This is a genomic window from Pseudomonas guangdongensis (assembly GCF_900105885.1).
Taxonomy (GTDB): Bacteria; Pseudomonadota; Gammaproteobacteria; order Pseudomonadales; family Pseudomonadaceae; genus Geopseudomonas; species Geopseudomonas guangdongensis.
In genome coordinates this window covers 78,650-96,665 of record NZ_LT629780.1, presented here as the reverse complement: position 1 = coordinate 96,665, position 18,016 = coordinate 78,650, and the positions used below count along the sequence as shown (strand labels likewise).

16 protein-coding genes are annotated in these 18,016 nt (G+C 68.8%); 15 read left to right on the top strand and 1 reads right to left on the bottom strand.

The features are described from left to right. Window positions 1–3: 3 nt before the first annotated feature. From rsmH to lpxC, 15 genes are all read left to right on the top strand, one after another. Window positions 4–948, top strand: coding sequence for a 16S rRNA (cytosine(1402)-N(4))-methyltransferase RsmH (gene rsmH / locus BLU22_RS00475; RefSeq protein ID WP_090211308.1), 945 nt, complete (start codon window positions 4–6; stop codon window positions 946–948). Then, window positions 945–1,232, top strand: coding sequence for a cell division protein FtsL (gene ftsL, locus BLU22_RS00470; RefSeq protein WP_090211306.1), 288 nt, complete (start codon window positions 945–947; stop codon window positions 1,230–1,232). Before rsmH ends, ftsL begins: the two co-directional genes overlap by 4 nt. Then, window positions 1,229–2,962, top strand: a complete 1,734-nt coding sequence (locus tag BLU22_RS00465) for a peptidoglycan D,D-transpeptidase FtsI family protein (RefSeq protein ID WP_394327531.1) — start codon at window positions 1,229–1,231, stop codon at window positions 2,960–2,962. The genes ftsL and BLU22_RS00465 overlap by 4 nt, the downstream gene beginning before the upstream one ends. Continuing rightward, a complete protein-coding gene (locus BLU22_RS00460; RefSeq protein ID WP_090211303.1) occupies window positions 2,962–4,428 on the top strand; it encodes a UDP-N-acetylmuramoyl-L-alanyl-D-glutamate--2,6-diaminopimelate ligase in 1,467 nt (488 codons plus the stop codon). Before BLU22_RS00465 ends, BLU22_RS00460 begins: the two co-directional genes overlap by 1 nt. After that, a complete protein-coding gene (locus tag BLU22_RS00455; protein ID WP_090211302.1) occupies window positions 4,421–5,794 on the top strand; it encodes a UDP-N-acetylmuramoyl-tripeptide--D-alanyl-D-alanine ligase in 1,374 nt (457 codons plus the stop codon). Before BLU22_RS00460 ends, BLU22_RS00455 begins: the two co-directional genes overlap by 8 nt. After that, window positions 5,795–6,877 carry a phospho-N-acetylmuramoyl-pentapeptide-transferase gene (mraY, locus tag BLU22_RS00450; protein ID WP_090211299.1) on the top strand — a complete coding sequence of 361 codons (1,083 nt, stop codon included), beginning with the start codon at window positions 5,795–5,797 and terminating at the stop codon, window positions 6,875–6,877. Window positions 6,878–6,883: 6 nt separating this feature from the next. Next, complete coding sequence (murD, locus tag BLU22_RS00445) at window positions 6,884–8,245, top strand: UDP-N-acetylmuramoyl-L-alanine--D-glutamate ligase (RefSeq protein WP_090211298.1); 1,362 nt, start codon at window positions 6,884–6,886, stop codon at window positions 8,243–8,245. After that, window positions 8,245–9,459 carry a putative lipid II flippase FtsW gene (gene ftsW, locus BLU22_RS00440; protein WP_090211296.1) on the top strand — a complete coding sequence of 405 codons (1,215 nt, stop codon included), beginning with the start codon at window positions 8,245–8,247 and terminating at the stop codon, window positions 9,457–9,459. Before murD ends, ftsW begins: the two co-directional genes overlap by 1 nt. Continuing rightward, window positions 9,449–10,519 (top strand): undecaprenyldiphospho-muramoylpentapeptide beta-N-acetylglucosaminyltransferase, encoded by a 1,071-nt coding sequence (murG, locus tag BLU22_RS00435; protein ID WP_090211295.1) that lies wholly within the window; start codon window positions 9,449–9,451, stop codon window positions 10,517–10,519. Before ftsW ends, murG begins: the two co-directional genes overlap by 11 nt. Beyond that, window positions 10,512–11,978, top strand: coding sequence for a UDP-N-acetylmuramate--L-alanine ligase (murC, locus tag BLU22_RS00430; RefSeq protein ID WP_090211293.1), 1,467 nt, complete (start codon window positions 10,512–10,514; stop codon window positions 11,976–11,978). The genes murG and murC overlap by 8 nt, the downstream gene beginning before the upstream one ends. Then, entirely contained in the window at window positions 11,975–12,922 is a 948-nt protein-coding gene (locus tag BLU22_RS00425; RefSeq protein ID WP_090211292.1) for a D-alanine--D-alanine ligase, read from the top strand. The genes murC and BLU22_RS00425 overlap by 4 nt, the downstream gene beginning before the upstream one ends. 3 nt (window positions 12,923–12,925) lie before the next feature. Beyond that, window positions 12,926–13,783 carry a cell division protein FtsQ/DivIB gene (locus BLU22_RS00420; RefSeq protein WP_090211290.1) on the top strand — a complete coding sequence of 286 codons (858 nt, stop codon included), beginning with the start codon at window positions 12,926–12,928 and terminating at the stop codon, window positions 13,781–13,783. A gap of 21 nt (window positions 13,784–13,804) precedes the next feature. Beyond that, window positions 13,805–15,043 carry a cell division protein FtsA gene (gene ftsA / locus BLU22_RS00415; protein WP_090211288.1) on the top strand — a complete coding sequence of 413 codons (1,239 nt, stop codon included), beginning with the start codon at window positions 13,805–13,807 and terminating at the stop codon, window positions 15,041–15,043. A gap of 51 nt (window positions 15,044–15,094) precedes the next feature. Next, on the top strand, window positions 15,095–16,291 hold the full coding sequence (gene ftsZ / locus BLU22_RS00410; RefSeq protein ID WP_090211287.1) for a cell division protein FtsZ: 1,197 nt from the start codon (window positions 15,095–15,097) through the stop codon (window positions 16,289–16,291). Between the two features lie 111 nt (window positions 16,292–16,402). Next, on the top strand, window positions 16,403–17,314 hold the full coding sequence (lpxC, locus tag BLU22_RS00405) for a UDP-3-O-acyl-N-acetylglucosamine deacetylase (protein ID WP_090211285.1): 912 nt from the start codon (window positions 16,403–16,405) through the stop codon (window positions 17,312–17,314). Window positions 17,315–17,380: 66 nt separating this feature from the next. Here the strand turns inward: lpxC and BLU22_RS00400 are convergent, their stop codons facing one another. Continuing rightward, on the bottom strand, window positions 17,381–17,845 hold the full coding sequence (locus BLU22_RS00400) for a DUF721 domain-containing protein (RefSeq protein WP_090211284.1): 465 nt from the start codon (window positions 17,843–17,845) through the stop codon (window positions 17,381–17,383). Window positions 17,846–18,016: the final 171 nt, after the last annotated feature.

The window sequence follows — 18,016 nt, the reverse complement described above, 5'->3', positions numbered from 1 at the left end:
CCTATGAATGCAGCAAACTTCAGCCATGTCACCGTCCTGCTGCACGAGGCTGTCGCGGCCCTCGCCGTACGCCCCGATGGCTGTTATCTGGATGGCACCTTCGGTCGTGGCGGCCACAGCCGCGAGGTGCTGCGCGCGCTGGGCGAGTCGGGGCGCCTGCTGGGCTTCGACAAGGACCCGCTGGCGATCGCCAGCGGCCTGGCGCTGGCGGCCGAGGACGCCCGCTTCCAGATCGTCCAGCGCAGCTTCGCCGAGCTGGGCGAGGAGTTGGCGGCGCGCGGCCTGAACGGTCGGGTCGACGGCATCCTGCTGGATCTCGGCGTGTCGTCGCCGCAGCTGGACGATCCCGAGCGCGGCTTCAGCTTCATGAACGACGGTCCGCTGGACATGCGCATGAACCCCGCTGCCGGGATCGGCGCCGCCGAATGGATCGCCACTGCCGCCGAGGAAGAGATCGCCCGGGTGTTCTACGAATACGGCGAGGAGCGTTTTTCGCGGCGCATGGCGCGGGCCATCGTGCAGCGCCGCGCCGAGCAGCCGTTCACCCGTACCGCCGATCTGGCCGAGGTGATCGCCGCTGCCAATCCGGCCTGGGAAAAGGGCAAGAATCCGGCCACCCGTGCCTTCCAGGGGCTGCGCATCCATATCAACAACGAGCTGGGCGATCTCGAGCGCGGGCTGGATGCCGCGCTGGAAGCACTGGCGGTCGGCGGCCGGCTGGTGGTAATCAGCTTCCACTCGCTGGAGGATCGGATCGTCAAGCAGTTCATGCGTCGCCAGGTGAAGGGCGAGGCGGACAATCTGCCGCGCCATCTGCCGGTGCAGGTGGCGAAGTTCGAGCCGCGCCTGAAGCTGCTCGGCAAGCCGCAGTACGCCGCGGCCGACGAACTCAAGGCCAACCCGCGCGCGCGCAGCGCAGTGATGCGCGTGGCGGAGAAGCTGCGGTGACACGTCGCGACGGCCTGCCCAGTGGCAGTCTGCTGATGCTCGGACTGTTCTTGCTGATCCTCGGTTCGGCGGTGGCGGTGTCCTGGAGCGCGCACAAGAATCGCAAGCTGCTCAACGAGCTGTACGCCGAACTCAGCGTGCGCGACAAGGCGCAGGCCGAGTGGGGGCGGCTGATCCTTGAGCAGAGTACCTGGACCGCCCACAGCCGAGTCGAGTCCCTGGCCGGCCAGCAGCTGCAGATGCGCATCCCCGACCCGGCGGAAGTCCGCATGGTGGCGCCATGATGCAGCTCGATCAGGCGCTCTATCCGTGGCGCTTTCGCATCGTCATCGCCGTGCTGCTGGCGATGGTGGCCGGTATCGCCTGGCGTATCGTCGATCTGCACATCTTCGATCACGACTTCCTCAAGGCCCACGGCGATGCGCGCAGCGTGCGGCACATCCCGATTCCCGCCCATCGCGGCCTGATCACCGACCGCAACGGCGAGCCGCTGGCGGTCAGTACCCCGGTGGTGACCCTGTGGGGCAACCCCAAGGAGCTGGCCGCCGCGCGCGAGCGCTGGCCTGAGCTGGCCGCCGCCCTGGGCCAGGATGCCCGCACCCTGGCCCAGCGTCTGGAGCAGAACGCCGGCCGCGAGTTCATGTACCTGGTGCGCGGTCTGACCCCGGAACAGGGCGAGGTGGTGATGGCGCACCGCTTCCCCGGCGTCTACAGCCTCGAAGAGTTCCGCCGTTTCTACCCGGCCGGCGAGGTGACCGCCCATGTGGTCGGCCTCACCGACGTCGACGACCGCGGTCGCGAAGGCGTGGAAAAGGCCTTCGACCACTGGCTGGCCGGCGAGCCGGGCCAGCGCCAGGTGCTCAAGGACCGGCGTGGCCAGTTGATCAAGGATGTCGGCGTGGCGCGCAACGCCAAGCCGGGCAAGACCCTCGCGCTGTCCATCGACCTGCGCCTGCAGTACCTCGCCCACCGCGAGCTGCGCAATGCCCTGACCGAGTTCAATGCCAAGGCCGGCAGCCTGGTGATCGTCGACGTGAAGAGCGGCGAGATCCTCGCCATGGTCAACCAGCCGACCTACAACCCCAACAACAAACGCAGCCTGGAGCCGGCGGCGATGCGCAACCGGGCGATGATCGATGTGTTCGAGCCGGGCTCCACGGTCAAGCCGTTCTCCATCGCTGCGGCGCTGGGCAGCGGGCGCTGGAAGCCCGAGGACACCGTCGACACCTACCCGGGCAGCCTGCGCATCGGCCGCTACACCATCCGCGACGTGTCGCGCGGCGGCGTGCTGACCCTCACCGGCATCCTGATGAAGTCGAGCAACGTCGGCATCAGCAAGATCGCCTTCGACATCGGCGCCGAGCCGATCCACGCCGTCATGCAGCAGGTCGGCTTCGGCCAGGACACCGGGCTGGGCTTCCCCGGCGAGCGGGTCGGCAACCTGCCCAATCACCGCAACTGGAAGCAGGCCGAAACGGCGACCCTGGCCTATGGCTACGGCCTGTCGGTGACCGCCGTGCAGCTCGCCCAGGCCTACTCGGTGCTGGGCAACGGCGGAGCGCGGGTGCCCCTGTCGATGGTGCGCCTGGACGCCGCGCCGGGCGCCACCCAGGTGGTCGATCCGCAGATCGCCCGCACCCTCTTGGGCATGCTGCAGGCGGTGGTCGAGGAGCCGGGCGGCGGCGGCGCGCGGGCCAAGGTGCCCGGCTACCATGTCGGCGGCAAGAGCGGCACCGCGCGCAAGGCGGCGGTCGGCAGCAAGGGCTATGTGGAAAAGGCCTACCGTTCCTTCTTCGCCGGGGTGGCGCCGATCGGCGAGCCGCGCCTGGCCGCGGTGGTGATGATCGACGAGCCGGGTAGCGGTGGCTACTACGGCGGTCTGGTGGCGGCCCCGGTCTTCGGCAAGGTGATGGCCGGTGCCCTGCGCCTGATGAACATAGCTCCCGACAACCTGCCGCCGCTGCCCGAGAAGCAGCAGGCCGGTGCGTTGCCGGCAACCGGAGGACGCGGCTGATGCCGATGAGTCTGCTGAAGATGTTTCCCCAGGCGCGTCGCGACGCGCTGATCCGCGAACTGACCCTGGACAGCCGCGCGCTGCGTCCGGGCGACCTGTTCCTCGCCGTGCCCGGAACCCGCAGCGACGGACGCGCCTACATCGCCGACGCCATCGCCCGCGAGGCGGCGGCGGTGGCCTACGAGGCCGAGGGTGCGCCGCCGCTGGCCGAGGCGGCGGCGACCGTGCTGGTGCCGGTCAAGGGCCTCCAGGCGCAGTTGTCGGCGATTGCCGGGCGCTTCTACGGCGATCCGAGCCGCAGCCTGGAACTGGTCGGTGTGACCGGCACCAACGGCAAGACCAGCGTCAGCCAGCTCGTCGCCCAGGCCCTCGATCTGCTCGGCACCCGCTGCGGGCTGATCGGTACTCTGGGAATCGGCTTCTACGACGACCTGCAATGCGGTCGCCACACCACCCCCGATCCGCTCGCCGTGCAGGCCGAGCTGGCGCGCCTCAAGCAGGCCGGCGCCCGCGCGGTGGCCATGGAGGTTTCCTCCCATGGCCTCGACCAGGGTCGGGTCGAGGCGCTGGACTTCGACGTGGCGGTGTTCACCAACCTGTCCCGCGATCACCTCGACTACCACGGCGACATGGCCGCCTACGGCGAGGCCAAGGCGCGGCTGTTCGCCTGGCCGGGGCTGTGCTGTCGGGTGATCAACCTCGACGATCCGTTCGGCCGCGAACTGGCCGCCCGCGAGGCGCCTTCGCGGCTGATAGGCTACAGCCTGGACGACCCGGCTGCGACCCTGTACTGCGCCGAGGCCGAGTTCGGCGAGGACGGCGTGCGCGCCCGGCTGGTCACCGCCCAGGGCGACGGCCTGCTGGTCAGCCCGCTGCTCGGCCGCTTCAACCTCAGCAACCTGCTGGCGGTGGTCGGCGCGCTGATGGGCCTCGGTCATCCGCTCGACGAGATTCTCCGCGTGCTGCCGCAGCTGCAGGGCCCGGCCGGGCGCATGCAGCGCCTCGGCGGTGGCACGCAGCCTCTGGTGGTGGTCGACTACGCGCATACCCCCGACGCCCTGGAAAAGGTTCTCGACGCCCTGCGTCCGCATGCGCGCGGCCGTCTGCTGTGCCTGTTCGGCTGTGGCGGCGAACGCGACCGCGGCAAGCGTCCGCTGATGGCCGCGGTCGCCGAGTCGCGCGCCGATGCCGTCTGGGTGACCGACGACAACCCGCGCGGCGAGCCGGCCGAGCGGATACTCGCCGACATCCGCGCCGGTTTTGCCAATCCCGCCGCAGTGACCTTCATGCCCGGTCGCGCCGCGGCGATCCGGGCGCTGATCGCCGCGGCGGCCCCCGAGGATGTGGTCCTGCTGGCCGGCAAGGGCCACGAGGACTACCAGGAAATCGCCGGGGTGCGCCAGCCCTTCTCCGATATCGAACAGGCCGCGCGCGCGCTGGCTGCCCGCGAGGTGCCCGATGCTTGAGACCTGGACCCTGAGTCGCGTCTGTGCGGCGCTGGACGGCCGCTTGGTGGAGGCCGACGCCTTCTTCAGCGGGGTGAGCATCGACAGCCGCAGCGTCGCCGCCGGCCAGTTGTTCGTCGCTCTGCCGGGCGAGCGTTTCGACGGCCACGACTTTCTCGCCGAAGTGGCGGCGCGTGGCGCCTCCTGCGCGCTGGTCGAGCGCGCGCAGCCGGACCTCGAACTGCCGCAGCTGCAGGTCGCCGACACCCGCCTGGCGCTGGGACGCCTCGGCGCGCTGAATCGCGCCGCGTTCGCCGGCCAGGTCGCGGCGGTGACCGGTTCCAGCGGCAAGACCTCGGTCAAGGAAATGCTCGCCGCCATCCTGCGCGCCGCCCATGGCGACGCCGCGGCGGTGCTGGCCACCCGTGGCAACCTCAACAACGATCTGGGCGCGCCGCTGACCCTGCTCGAGTTGGCCCCGCAGCACCGCAGCGCGGTGATCGAGCTGGGCGCCAACCATGTCGGCGAGATCGCCTATACGGTCGGCCTGACCCGTCCGCAGGTGGCGATCATCACCAATGCCGGCAGCGCCCACGTCGGCGAGTTCGGCGGTCCGGAAAAGATCGTCGAGGCCAAGGGCGAGATTCTCGAAGGCCTGGCGGCCGACGGCGTGGCGATCCTCAATGCCGACGATGCGGCCTTCGCCATCTGGGTGAAGCGCGCCGCCGGGCGCCGGGTGCTGAGCTTCGCCCTTGAGGCCGCGGCCGATATCGGTGCGAGCGACCTGTGCGGCGATGCACGCGGGTGCATCGGCTTCACCCTGACCGGTGCAGCCGGCACGGCACGCATCCAGCTCAACCTGCTGGGGCGTCACAACGTCGCCAACGCCCTGGCCGCCGCCGCCGCCGCCCATGCTCTCGGTGTGCCGCTGGCGGCCATCGTCGCCGGCCTGCACAGCCTGCAGCCGGTGCCGGGGCGCGGCGTGGCGCAGCTCGACCCCTCTGGCATGCGCCTCATCGACGACAGTTACAACGCCAACCCCGCGTCAATGTGTGCGGCGGTTGATATACTCGCCGGCTTTTCCGGACGCACCGTTCTGGTGCTCGGCGACATGGGCGAATTGGGCGAATGGGCCGCGCAGGGGCACCGCGAGGTGGGCGAGTACGCCCGCGACAAGGTGGCCGCGCTGTATGCGGTCGGCCCGCTGATGCGCCACGCGGTCGAGGCGTTCGGCCCGGGCGCGCGACATTTCGCCGGCCAGGCTGAACTGATCGCCGCGCTGGCTGCCGAACGCTCTCCGGAAACCACCTTACTGATCAAGGGATCGCGCAGCGCGGCGATGGACAAGGTCGTCGCGGCGCTCTGTGCCCGTGCGGGAGAACACTAAATGCTTTTGCTGTTGGCCGAGTATCTGCAGCAGTTCCACAAGGGCTTCGCGGTCTTTCAATACCTGACCCTGCGCGGCATTCTCGGCGTGCTCACCGCCCTGGTACTGTCGCTGTGGCTGGGGCCGTGGATGATCCGCACCCTGCGCAGCCGGCAGATCGGCCAGTCCGTGCGCGACGACGGCCCGCAGTCGCACCTGTCGAAGAAGGGCACGCCGACCATGGGCGGTGCGCTGATCCTCTCGGCCATCGCCATCAGCACCCTGCTGTGGGCCGACCTGTCCAACCGCTACGTCTGGGTGGTGCTGGCGGTGACCCTGCTGTTCGGCGCCATCGGCTGGGTCGACGACTACCGCAAGGTGATCGAGAAGAACTCCCGCGGCCTGCCGAGTCGCTGGAAGTACTTCTGGCAATCGGTGTTCGGCCTTGGCGCTGCGCTCTTCCTTTATACGACCGCGCAGACCCCGGTGGAAACCACCTTCATCCTGCCGCTGCTGAAGAACATCGAGATCCCGCTGGGGATCTTTTTCGTCGTCCTGACCTACTTCGTGATCGTCGGTTCGAGCAACGCGGTGAACCTCACCGACGGCCTCGACGGCCTGGCGATCATGCCCACGGTGATGGTCGGCGGCGGCCTGGGGATCTTCTGCTACCTGTCGGGCAACGCCAACTTCGCCGAGTACCTGCTGATCCCCTACGTGCCGGGGGCCGGCGAGCTGATCGTGTTCTGCGGCGCGCTGATCGGCGCGGGCCTGGGTTTCCTGTGGTTCAACACCTATCCGGCGCAGGTGTTCATGGGCGACGTCGGTGCCCTGGCCCTGGGCGCGGCGCTGGGCACCATCGCGGTGATCGTCCGCCAGGAAGTGGTGCTGTTCATCATGGGCGGGGTGTTCGTCATGGAAACCCTGTCGGTGATGATCCAGGTCGCTTCCTTCAAGCTGACCGGCAAGCGGGTGTTCCGCATGGCGCCGATCCACCACCACTTCGAACTCAAGGGCTGGCCCGAGCCGCGGGTGATCGTGCGTTTCTGGATCATCACCGTGGTGCTGGTGCTGGTCGGCCTGGCCACCCTCAAGCTGAGGTAAGCACACATGAGCCTGATCGCTTCCGACCAGTTCCGCATCGTCGTCGGCCTCGGCAAGAGCGGCATGTCGCTGGTGCGTTTCCTGGCCCGCCAGGGGCTGCCCTTCGCGGTGGTCGACACCCGCGACAACCCGCCCGAACTGGCCAGCCTGCGCGAGGACTTCCCGCAGGTCGAGGTGCGCTGCGGCGCGCTGGATGTCGACTTCCTCTGCCGTGCCAGCGAGCTGTACGTCAGCCCCGGCCTGGCGCTGGCCACCCCGGCGCTGCAGGCGGCTGCCGCGCGCGGGGTGAAGCTGTCCGGCGACATCGACCTGTTCGCCCGCCACGCCAAGGCGCCGATCGTCGCCATCACCGGCTCCAACGCCAAGAGCACCGTGACCACCCTGGTCGGCGCCATGGCCGCCGCTGCCGGGCGCAAGGTCGCGGTCGGCGGCAATCTCGGCACCCCGGCGCTGGATCTGCTGCGCGACGACGTGGAGCTGTATGTGCTGGAGCTGTCCAGCTTCCAGCTGGAGACCACCGAGCGGCTGAACGCCGAGGTGGCCACCTGCCTGAACGTCAGCGACGACCACATGGACCGCTACGACGGCATCGAGGCCTACCATCTGGCCAAGCACCGGATCTTCCGCGGCGCCCGCCAGGTGGTGGTCAATCGCCAGGACCCGCTGTCGCGCCCGCTGATCGCCGATCAGGTGCCGTGCTGGAGCTTCGGACTGGACAAGCCGGACTTCCGCTCGTTCGGTCTCATCGAGGACAACGGCGAGAAGTTCCTCGCTTTCCAGTTCGCCAAGCTGATGTCGGTGCGCGAACTGAAGGTCCGGGGCGCGCACAATCAGGCCAATGCCCTCGCCGCGCTGGCTCTCGGCCATGCCGTCGGCCTGCCGGTGGCGCCGATGCTCGAAGTGCTGCACGACTTTACCGGCCTGCCGCACCGCTGCCAGTGGGTGCGCGAGCGCCGCGGCGTGACCTGGTACGACGACTCCAAGGCCACCAACGTCGGCGCCGCCCTGGCGGCCATCGACGGTCTGGGCGTGGAGATCGACGGCAGGCTGCTGCTGATCGCCGGCGGCGACGGCAAGGGCGCCGACTTCGCGCCGCTGCGCGCCAGCGTGGCGCGCTACTGCCGCGCCGTGGTGCTGCTCGGACGCGATGCCGGGCTGATCGCCGCTGCGCTGCAGGGCGACGACGGTCAGCCGGTGGTGCCGCTGACGCGGGTCGACAGTCTGGAGGACGCGGTGCGCCGCTGCGCCGAGCTGGCCCAGGCCGGCGATGTGGTGCTGCTCTCGCCGGCCTGCGCCAGCCTGGACATGTTCAAGAACTTCGAGCAGCGCGGCCGGCGCTTCGCCAACGCGGTCGAGGAACTGCCCTGATGCGCCTGCCCCTGCGTCTTTCGCCATCCCCGCTGCACAGTCGCCGCGGCGTCGACCTGGACTTCCCGCTGCTGGCGGGTTGTCTTGCGCTGCTCGGCCTCGGTTTCGTGATGGTGACCTCGGCGTCCTCCGAGGTGGCGGCGGCGCAGTCGGGCAACTCGCTGTATTACACGATCCGCCATCTGGTCTACCTGGCCATCGGCTTCGCCATCGGCGGGGCGATCCTGCTGGTGCCGCTGGCCAGCTGGCAGAAGCACAGCGGTAAGCTGCTGCTCGCCGCCATCGCCCTGCTGGTGCTGGTGCTGATTCCGGGCATCGGCCGCGAGGTCAACGGCGCGCGGCGCTGGATCGGCTTCGGCATCTTCAACGTGCAGCCCTCCGAGCTGGCCAAGCTGTTCGCGGTGATTTACCTCGGCAGCTACCTGGTGCGCCGTCAGGCGCAGGTGCGCAGCAGCTGGAAGGGCCTGTTCATGCCGCTGATCGTGCTGGGCATCATGGCGCCGCTGCTGCTCGCCGAGCCGGACTTCGGCGCCACCGTGGTGCTGGTCGGCGCCGGGATCAGCATGCTGTTCCTCGGCGGGGTGAGCCTGGTGCGCTTCCTGCCCATGGTGGCCGCCGTGGTGCTGGTCGGCGTGGTGGTGATGACCAGCCAGACCTATCGCCTCAAGCGCCTGACCAACTTCATCGACCCCTGGGCCGACCAGTTCGGCGCCGGCTACCAGCTCAGCCAGGCGCTGATCGCCTTCGGCCGCGGCGAGTGGCTGGGCGTGGGCCTGGGCAACAGCGTGCAGAAGCAGTTCTACCTGCCCGAGGCGCATACCGACTTCGTCTTCGCGGTGCTCGCCGAGGAGCTGGGCATGATCGGCGCGCTGCTCACCGTCGGCCTGTTCGTGCTGGTCACCCTGCGCGCCCTGTACATCGGCCTGCGCGCCGAGCGCGAGCAGCAGTTCTTCGCCGCCTACGTGGCCTACGGCCTGGCGATCCTCTGGGTCGGCCAGTTCCTGATCAACATCGGCGTGAACGTCGGCCTGCTGCCCACCAAGGGGCTGACCCTGCCGTTCCTCAGTTATGGCGGCAGCTCGCTGGTGATCTGCTGCGTCAGCCTGGCCCTGCTGCTGCGCATCGACTGGGAGCGGCGCAACCAGCTCGGCAACGCCGAGATCGAATTCACCGAAGCGGATTTTGCCGAAGAGGAGCCGCGTCATGGCCGCTAACGTCCTGATCATGGCCGGGGGAACCGGCGGCCATGTGTTTCCGGCGCTGGCCTGCGCCCGCGAGTTCCAGTCCCGTGGCTATACCGTCCACTGGCTGGGCACCCCGCGTGGCATCGAGAACGAGCTGGTGCCCCAGGCCGGCCTGCCGCTGCACCGCATCGAGATGAGCGGCCTGCGCGGCAAGGGCCTGCTGTCGCTGCTCAAGGCGCCGTTCCGCCTGGCCAGGGCGCTCTGGCAGGCGCGCCGCGTGCTGCGCGAGATCGAGCCGGTGTGCGTGCTGGGCATGGGCGGCTTCGTCACCGGCCCCGGCGGCTGGGCGGCGCGGCTGGCCGGCATCCCGCTGGTGATCCACGAGCAGAATGCCGTGGCCGGCACCGCCAACCGCGCCCTGGCGCCGTTCGCCGCGCGGATCTGCGAGGCCTTCCCGGACACCTTCGCCGCGTCCGCCAAACGCCGCACCACCGGCAACCCGGTGCGCGCGGAACTGTTCGCGCCGGCGGCGCATCCAAGCGCACCGGCAGAGCCGCGGCGTCTGCTGGTGCTGGGCGGCAGCCTGGGCGCCGAGCCGCTGAACAAGCTGTTGCCGGCGGCGCTGGCGCTGCTGCCCGCCGAGCTGCGTCCGCAGGTCTGCCACCAGGCCGGACGTCAGCATGCCGAGGTCACCGCCGCGCGCTACCGCGAGGCCGGGATCGAGGCCGAGGTGCTGCCGTTCATCGCCGACATGGCCGCCGCCTACCGCGCCGCCGATCTGGTGATCTGTCGCGCCGGCGCGCTGACCGTCAGCGAGCTGGCCGCCGCCGGCCTGCCGTCGCTGCTGGTGCCGCTGCCCCATGCGATCGACGATCACCAGACGCGCAATGCCGAATTCCTGGCCCGGGCCGGCGCCGCCGTCCTGCTGCCGCAACGCACGACCGACGCGGCCGGGCTGGCCGCGCAGCTGACCGAGGTTCTGATGCACAGCGAAAAACTCGCAGCCATGGGCGCCATCGCGCGTCGCCTGGCCAAGCCCGAGGCCACCCGCGCGGTGGTCGACATCTGCCTGGAGGTGGCGCATGGCTGACGCCCATCCGCACAACCCGGCAGAAGTGCGGCGCATGCGCCGCATCCGCCGCATCCACTTCGTCGGCATCGGCGGGGTCGGCATGTGCGGCATCGCCGAGGTGCTGCTCAACCTCGGCTACCAGGTCTCCGGCTCCGACCTCAAGGCCTCGCCGGTAACCACGCGGCTGCAGAGCTTCGGTGCGCAGATCCATATCGGCCATCGTGCCGAGAACGCCGAGCAGGCCGACGTGCTGGTGGTGTCCAGTGCCATCAATCCGGCCAACCCGGAGGTCGCCCACGCGCTGGAACGGCGCATCCCGGTGGTGCCGCGCGCCGAGATGCTCGCCGAGCTGATGCGCTACCGCCACGGCATCGCGGTGGCCGGCACCCACGGCAAGACCACCACCACCAGCCTGCTGGCCTCGGTGTTCGCCGCCGCCGGCCTCGATCCGACCTTCGTCATCGGCGGCAAGCTGACCGCGGCCGGCACCAACGCCCAGCTCGGCGCCAGCCGCTACCTGATCGCCGAGGCCGACGAGAGCGACGCCAGCTTCCTGCACCTGCAGCCGATGGTCTCGGTGGTCACCAACATCGACGCCGACCACATGAGCACCTACGGCGGCGACTTCAACAAGCTGAAGAAGACCTTCGTCGATTTCCTGCACAACCTGCCGTTCTACGGTCTGGCTGTGCTGTGCATCGACGATCCGGTGGTGCGCGAGATCCTGCCCCTGGTGAGCCGGCCGATCGTCACCTACGGCTTCGACGAGGGCGCCGACCTGCGCGCCATCGATGTACGCCAGGAAGGCATGCGCACCTTCTTCACCGTGCTGCGCAGCGGTCGCGAGCCGCTGGCGGTGTCGGTGAACATGCCGGGCCGGCATAACGTGCTCAACGCTCTGGCGACCATCGCCATCGCCACCGACGAGGGGATCGGCGACGAAGCCATCCTCGCCGGCCTGGCCGGCTTCCAGGGGGTCGGCCGGCGCTTCCAGGTCTACGGCGAGCTGCCCGTCGAGGGCGGCAGCGTGATGCTGGTGGACGATTACGGCCACCATCCGCGCGAGGTCGCCGCGGTGATCCGCGCGGTGCGCGACGGCTGGCCGGAGCGGCGTCTGGTGATGCTCTACCAGCCGCACCGCTACAGCCGCACCCGCGACCTTTACGAGGACTTCGTGCAGGTCCTCGGCGAGGCCAACGTGCTGCTGCTGATGGAGGTCTACCCGGCCGGCGAGGAACCGATCCCCGGCGCCGACAGCCGCCAGCTGTGCCACAGCATCCGCCAGCGCGCAGTGCTCGACCCGATCTACGTCGAGCGTGGCGCCGATCTGGCGCCGCTGCTCGCGCCGCTGTTGCGCGCCGGCGACATCCTGCTCTGCCAGGGCGCCGGCGATATCGGTGGCGTGGCCCCGCACCTGATCAGCAACCCGTTGTTCGGCACCCTGTCCGGCGCCGACGCAGAGAGGAAACCGGCATGAGCGACACCCTGTCCACCCACCTGCAACCTGCTGCCTTCGGCCGCGTCGCCGTGCTGTTCGGCGGCAGGAGCGCCGAGCGCGAGGTGTCGCTGAAGTCCGGGGCCGCGGTGCTGGCCGCGCTGCAGGATGCCGGTGTCGATGCCTTCGGCATCGATGTCGGCGCCGATCTGCTGCAGCGCCTGGCCGCCGAGCGCATCGACCGCGCCTTCATCGTCCTGCACGGGCGTGGCGGCGAGGACGGCAGCATGCAGGGGCTGCTCGAGTGCCTGAACATCCCCTACACCGGCAGCGGCGTGCTGGCCTCGGCGCTGGCCATGGACAAGCTGCGCACCAAGCAGGTGTGGCAGAGCCTCGGCCTGTCGACGCCGCGGCACGCCACGCTGGCCAGCGTCGCCGACTGCGAGGCGGCCGCCGCCGCGCTGGGCTTCCCGCTGATCGTCAAGCCGGCCCACGAGGGCTCGAGCATCGGCATGGCCAAGGTCGGCAACCTCGACGAACTGGTCGCCGCCTGGCGCGCGGCCGGCACCTACGACTCCCAGGTGCTGGTCGAGCAGTGGATCAGCGGGCCGGAATTCACCGTCGCCATGCTGCGCGGCGAGGTGCTGCCGCCGATTCGTCTGGGCACCAGTCACAGTTTCTACGACTACGATGCTAAGTACAGGGCCGACGATACCCGCTACCAGATTCCCTGCGGGTTGGAGGCGGACAAGGAACACGAACTGAAGACGCTCGTCGCGCGCGCCTGCGAGGCGGTCGGTGTGCGGGGCTGGGCCCGCGCCGACGTGATGCAGGACGCCGACGGGCAGTTCTGGCTGCTGGAGGTCAATACCGTACCTGGAATGACCGATCACAGCCTGGTCCCGATGGCCGCTCGCGCCGCCGGCCTGGATTTCCAGTCGTTGGTACTGGCGATCCTGGCCGACAGCTGTGAGGCAAGGAGCTGAGTCATGATCCTGCTGCTGCATCACCAGCGCCCGACTCCCGGAGGGCTGCGCAAGCCGAGCCCGCGCGGTGCCAGTCGGCTGGTGGTGCGCGAACCTCTGCGCAAGCGTCTGCCCCGTCCGTCGCTGAGCGGTTTTCTGCGCCTGTTCTGGCCACTGCTGCTGGCCGGGCTGGGGTACGCTGCCTTCGAGCTGGGCGGGCGCCTGAAGCCCTATGCCGACCAGCCGATCGGGCGGGTCAGCGTGGAGGGCGACCTGCACTACGTCAGCCGCGCAGAGGTGCAGCAGCGGATCGCTCCGCTGATCCAGACCACGTTCTTCGGCGTCGACCTGGCGGCGATGCGCAGCGAGCTGGAAGCCATGCCGTGGATCGCCGAGGCGCATGTGCGCAAGGTGTGGCCGGACCAGTTGATCGTCCATCTCGACGAGCAGCTGCCGGTGGCGCGCTGGGGCGATCAGGCGCTGCTCAACAACCAGGGCCAGGCCTTCGCGCCTGGGCAGGTCGCCGGTTACGAGCACCTGCCCAAGCTGTGGGGGCCGCAGCGCGCCCAGCAGCGCGTGATGCAGCAGTACCAGATGTTCAGCCAGCTGCTGCGGCCGCTGGATTTCACCGTGGCGAGCCTGGAAATGCGCGAGCGCGGCAGTTGGTATCTCACGACCGGGCAGGGCTTCGAGCTGCTGCTCGGGCGTGATCATGTAGTGGACAAGATGCGCCGCTTCGTCAGCGTCTACGATGCGGCCCTGAAAGAGCACATAGCGAATATCGCGCGCGTCGACCTGCGCTACCCCAACGGCCTGGCCGTGGCGTGGCGCGAGTCGCCCGCGGCAGCGGCCGGCGGGACAACTCCCGCGGCCGGGCAGTGAATTGAGGAGAGAACTGGGATCATGGCAAGCGTGCAGAGCGGCAAGATGATCGTTGGCCTGGATATCGGCACCTCCAAGGTGGTGGCGCTGGTCGGCGAGGTGGCGGCGGACGGTCAGCTGGAAGTGGTCGGGATCGGTACCCATCCGTCCCGCGGCCTGAAGAAGGGGGTGGTGGTCAACATCGAGTCCACCGTGCAGGCCATCCAGCATGCCATCGACGAGGCGCAGCAGATGGCCGGCTGCCGCATCCACTCGGCGTTCGTCGGGGTGGCCGGCAGCCACATCCGCAGCCTCAACTCCCATGGCATCGTCGCCATCCGCGAGCGCGAGGTCAGCCCCGCGGACATCGAGCGGGTGCTGGATGCCGCCCAGGCGGTGGCGATTCCCGCCGACCAGCGGGTGCTGCACACCCTGGCCCAGGACTACGCGATCGACAACCAGGGCGGCGTACGCGAGCCGCTGGGCATGTCCGGCGTGCGCCTGGAGGCCAAGGTGCATGTGGTCACCTGCGCGGTGAATGCGGCGCAGAACATCGAGAAGTGCGTGCGGCGCTGCAACCTGGAAGTCGACGACATCATTCTCGAACAGCTGGCCTCGTCGGCCTCGGTGCTCAACGACGACGAGAAGGAGCTGGGCGTGTGCCTGGTCGACATCGGCGGCGGCACCACCGACATCGCGATCTTCACCGAAGGTGCGATCCGCCACACTGCGGTGATCCCGATCGCCGGCGACCAGGTGACCAACGACATCGCCATGGCGCTGCGTACGCCGACCCAGTACGCCGAGGAAATCAAGATCCGCTACGCCTGTGCGCTGGCCAAGCTGGCCGGGGCCAGCGAAACCATCAAGGTGCCGAGCGTCGGCGACCGTCCCTCGCGCGAGCTGTCGCGCCAGGCGCTGGCCGAGGTGGTCGAGCCGCGTTACGAGGAACTGTTCAATCTGGTCCAGGGCGAGCTGCGGCGCAGCGGCTTCGATCATCTGATCCCGGCGGGGATCGTGCTGACCGGCGGTACCGCGAAGATGGAGGGCGCGGTCGAGCTGGCCGAGGAGATTTTCCACATGCCGGTACGCCTGGGCGTGCCGCAGGGGATCCGTGGTCTGGATGACGTGGTGCGCAACCCCGTCTACGCCACGGGGGTAGGCTTGCTGCTGTACGGGCTGAAAAAACAGAATGGGGCAACCTTTGCCGGCAGTGCGGTCGAAGAGAACAAGCCGCCGATGTTCGAGCGCCTCAAGCGCTGGGTACAGGGCAACTTCTGAGTTCGACGGGCCCCGGCAAATAACGAGTAGAAAGGGATAAGGAGAGGGAAAATGAATTTTGAACTGGTCGACAACTTCCAATCCAGCGCGGTGATCAAGGTCATCGGTGTCGGCGGTGGCGGCGGCAACGCGGTCAATCACATGCTGCGCAGCAACATCGAGGATATCGACTTCATCTGCGCCAACACCGATGCCCAAGCGCTGAAGAAGGTCGAGGCCAAGACCGTCCTGCAACTGGGCCAGAACATCACCAAGGGCCTGGGCGCCGGCACCAACCCGGAAGTCGGTCGCCAGGCCGCGCTGGAAGATCGCGAGCGCATCGCCGAGCTGCTCGACGGCGCCAATATGGTGTTCATCACCACCGGCATGGGTGGTGGCACCGGCACCGGTGCGGCGCCGATCATCGCCGAAGTGGCGAAGGAGATGGGCATCCTCACCGTTGCGGTGGTCACCCGGCCGTTCCCCTTCGAAGGCCGCCGGCGCATGCAGATCGCCGACGAGGGCATCCGCGCCCTGTCCGAGCACGTCGACTCGCTGATCACCATCCCCAACGAGAAGCTGCTGACCATCCTCGGCAAGGACGCCAGCCTGCTGTCCGCTTTCGCCAAGGCCGACGACGTGCTGGCCGGCGCGGTGCGCGGCATCTCCGACATCATGCAGCGTCCGGGTCTGATGAACGTCGACTTCGCCGACGTGCGTACCGTGATGAGCGAGATGGGCATGGCGATGATGGGTACCGGCCACGCCAGCGGCCCGAACCGCGCCCGCGAAGCCACCGAGGCGGCGATCCGCAACCCGCTGCTGGAGGACATCAACCTGCAGGGCGCGCGCGGCATCTTGGTCAACATCACCGCCGGTCTCGACCTGTCGCTGGGCGAGTACACCGAGGTGGGCAGCATCATCGAGCAGTTCACCTCCGAGCACGCCACCGTGAAGATCGGTGCGGTGATCGATCCGGAAATGCGCGACGAGCTGCACGTCACCGTGGTCGCCACCGGCCTGGGTGCGCGCATGGAGAAGCCCACCAAGGTGGTCGACAACACCCTGCAGGCGTCGGTCGGCGCGGCGCCGGCAGCCATGGCGAGTGCGGCTCCGGTGGGGCGCGACTATGCGGGCACCAACTACGACCTGCACCCGTCGATGCGCGGCGCGCAGCGTCCGGCCAGCACTCCGGCGGTCAAGCTCAATACCCAGGAAGACCTCGACTATCTGGACATTCCGGCGTTCCTGCGTCGTCAGGCCGATTGATATTCTGTATCAGGAGGATTGTTCTGATTGGTGTTCAGCAAAGGCGGGGTCTGCTATCATCCCGCCCATTGCTGAGAACAGTTCACAACTTGTGCAGATACGGCCAAAGCCATGATCAAACAACGCACTTTGAAGAACATCATCCGTGCCACCGGCGTCGGCCTGCACTCGGGGGAGAAGGTTTACCTGACCCTGAAGCCGGCCCCGGTGGACACCGGTATCGTGTTCTGCCGCACCGACCTCGATCCGATGGTGGAAATCCCGGCCCGGGCCGAGTTCGTGGGCGACACCACCCTGTCCACCACCCTGATCAAGGGTGACGCCAAGGTGGACACCGTCGAGCACCTGCTGTCGGCCATGGCCGGCCTGGGCATCGACAACGCCTATATCGAGCTGTCGGCCCCGGAAGTGCCGATCATGGACGGCAGCGCCGGTCCCTTCGTGTTCCTGATCCAGTCCGCCGGTCTGCAGGAGCAGGAGGCGGCGAAGAAGTTCATCCGCATCAAGCGTGAAGTCAGCGTGGAGGAGGGCGACAAGCGCGCCACCTTCGTGCCGTTCGACGGCTTCAAGGTGACCTTCGAGATCGACTTCGACCATCCGGTGTTCCGCGGTCGCACCCAGACGGCCAGCGTCGACTTCTCCAGCACCTCGTTCGTCAAGGAAGTCAGCCGCGCGCGCACCTTCGGCTTCATGCGCGACATCGAGTTCCTGCGCTCGCAGAACCTCGCCTTGGGTGGCAGTGTCGACAACGCCATCGTGGTCGACGAGTTCCGTGTGCTCAACGAGGACGGCCTGCGTTACGAGGACGAGTTCGTCAAGCACAAGATCCTCGACGCCATCGGCGACCTGTACCTGCTCGGCACCAGCCTGATCGGCGAGTTCCGTGGCCACAAGTCCGGCCATGCGCTGAACAACCGCCTGCTGCGGACCCTGATGGCCGACAAGGATGCCTGGGAAGTGGTGACCTTCGAGGATGCCTCCACGGCACCGATTTCCTACATGCGTCCGGCGGCCGCCGTCTGACGCGCAGTACCCTCCCTTTTCTTGAGGCCACCCTTCGCGGTGGCCTTTTTTTGTCCGGCGTCCGCTTCAGTCGTCGCGCGCCGCCGGCTCGGTGTGGCTGGCCAGCCGCTCCAGAGCGGCGCGCAGGCGCGGGTCGGCGATGCCGGCCGCGGTGCTGCGCAGGGTCTGTGCGGCGCTGTCGGTGAGCCTCGGTTGCGCGCGGCGGCTCTGCGGAGCGGGCGTTGCGGGCTGCACCTTGATCAGGATCCGCTCCAGCCCGGCGAACTCCTTGCAGGTCTGCAACTGGCGCAGCAGACGCTTCTGCTGGTAGCGCAGGTGGGTGGCCCATTGCCCGTCGGTAACGATCAGCAGCAGGCAGCCATGGCGCCAGGAGGCCACCTGGCAGTGCATGCGGGCGGCCGGCTGCAGTTGGCTCTCCAGCAATTGCTGCAGGCGCGCCAGGCGCTGCGCCTCGCCGAACAGCTGCTGGAGGGTCTTCGTCCCGCGCAGCAGGACGGCCGGCGCGCGGGCGGGCAGGGGGCGGAAGGTCATCGCGAAGGGCCTGGGGCAGAGCGGATCGTCATGGTAGCAGATGGCGTCGCGCGCAGCCGTCGCAGCGTCCGGCGAGCATGCCGGGTGCGCTCTGGCGGGCGCTGGGACATGCGCATGCGGCGTCTTTTCTCGCCGGCGTTTCCGGGTAGAATGCCTCTTTCGCGGCCGCAT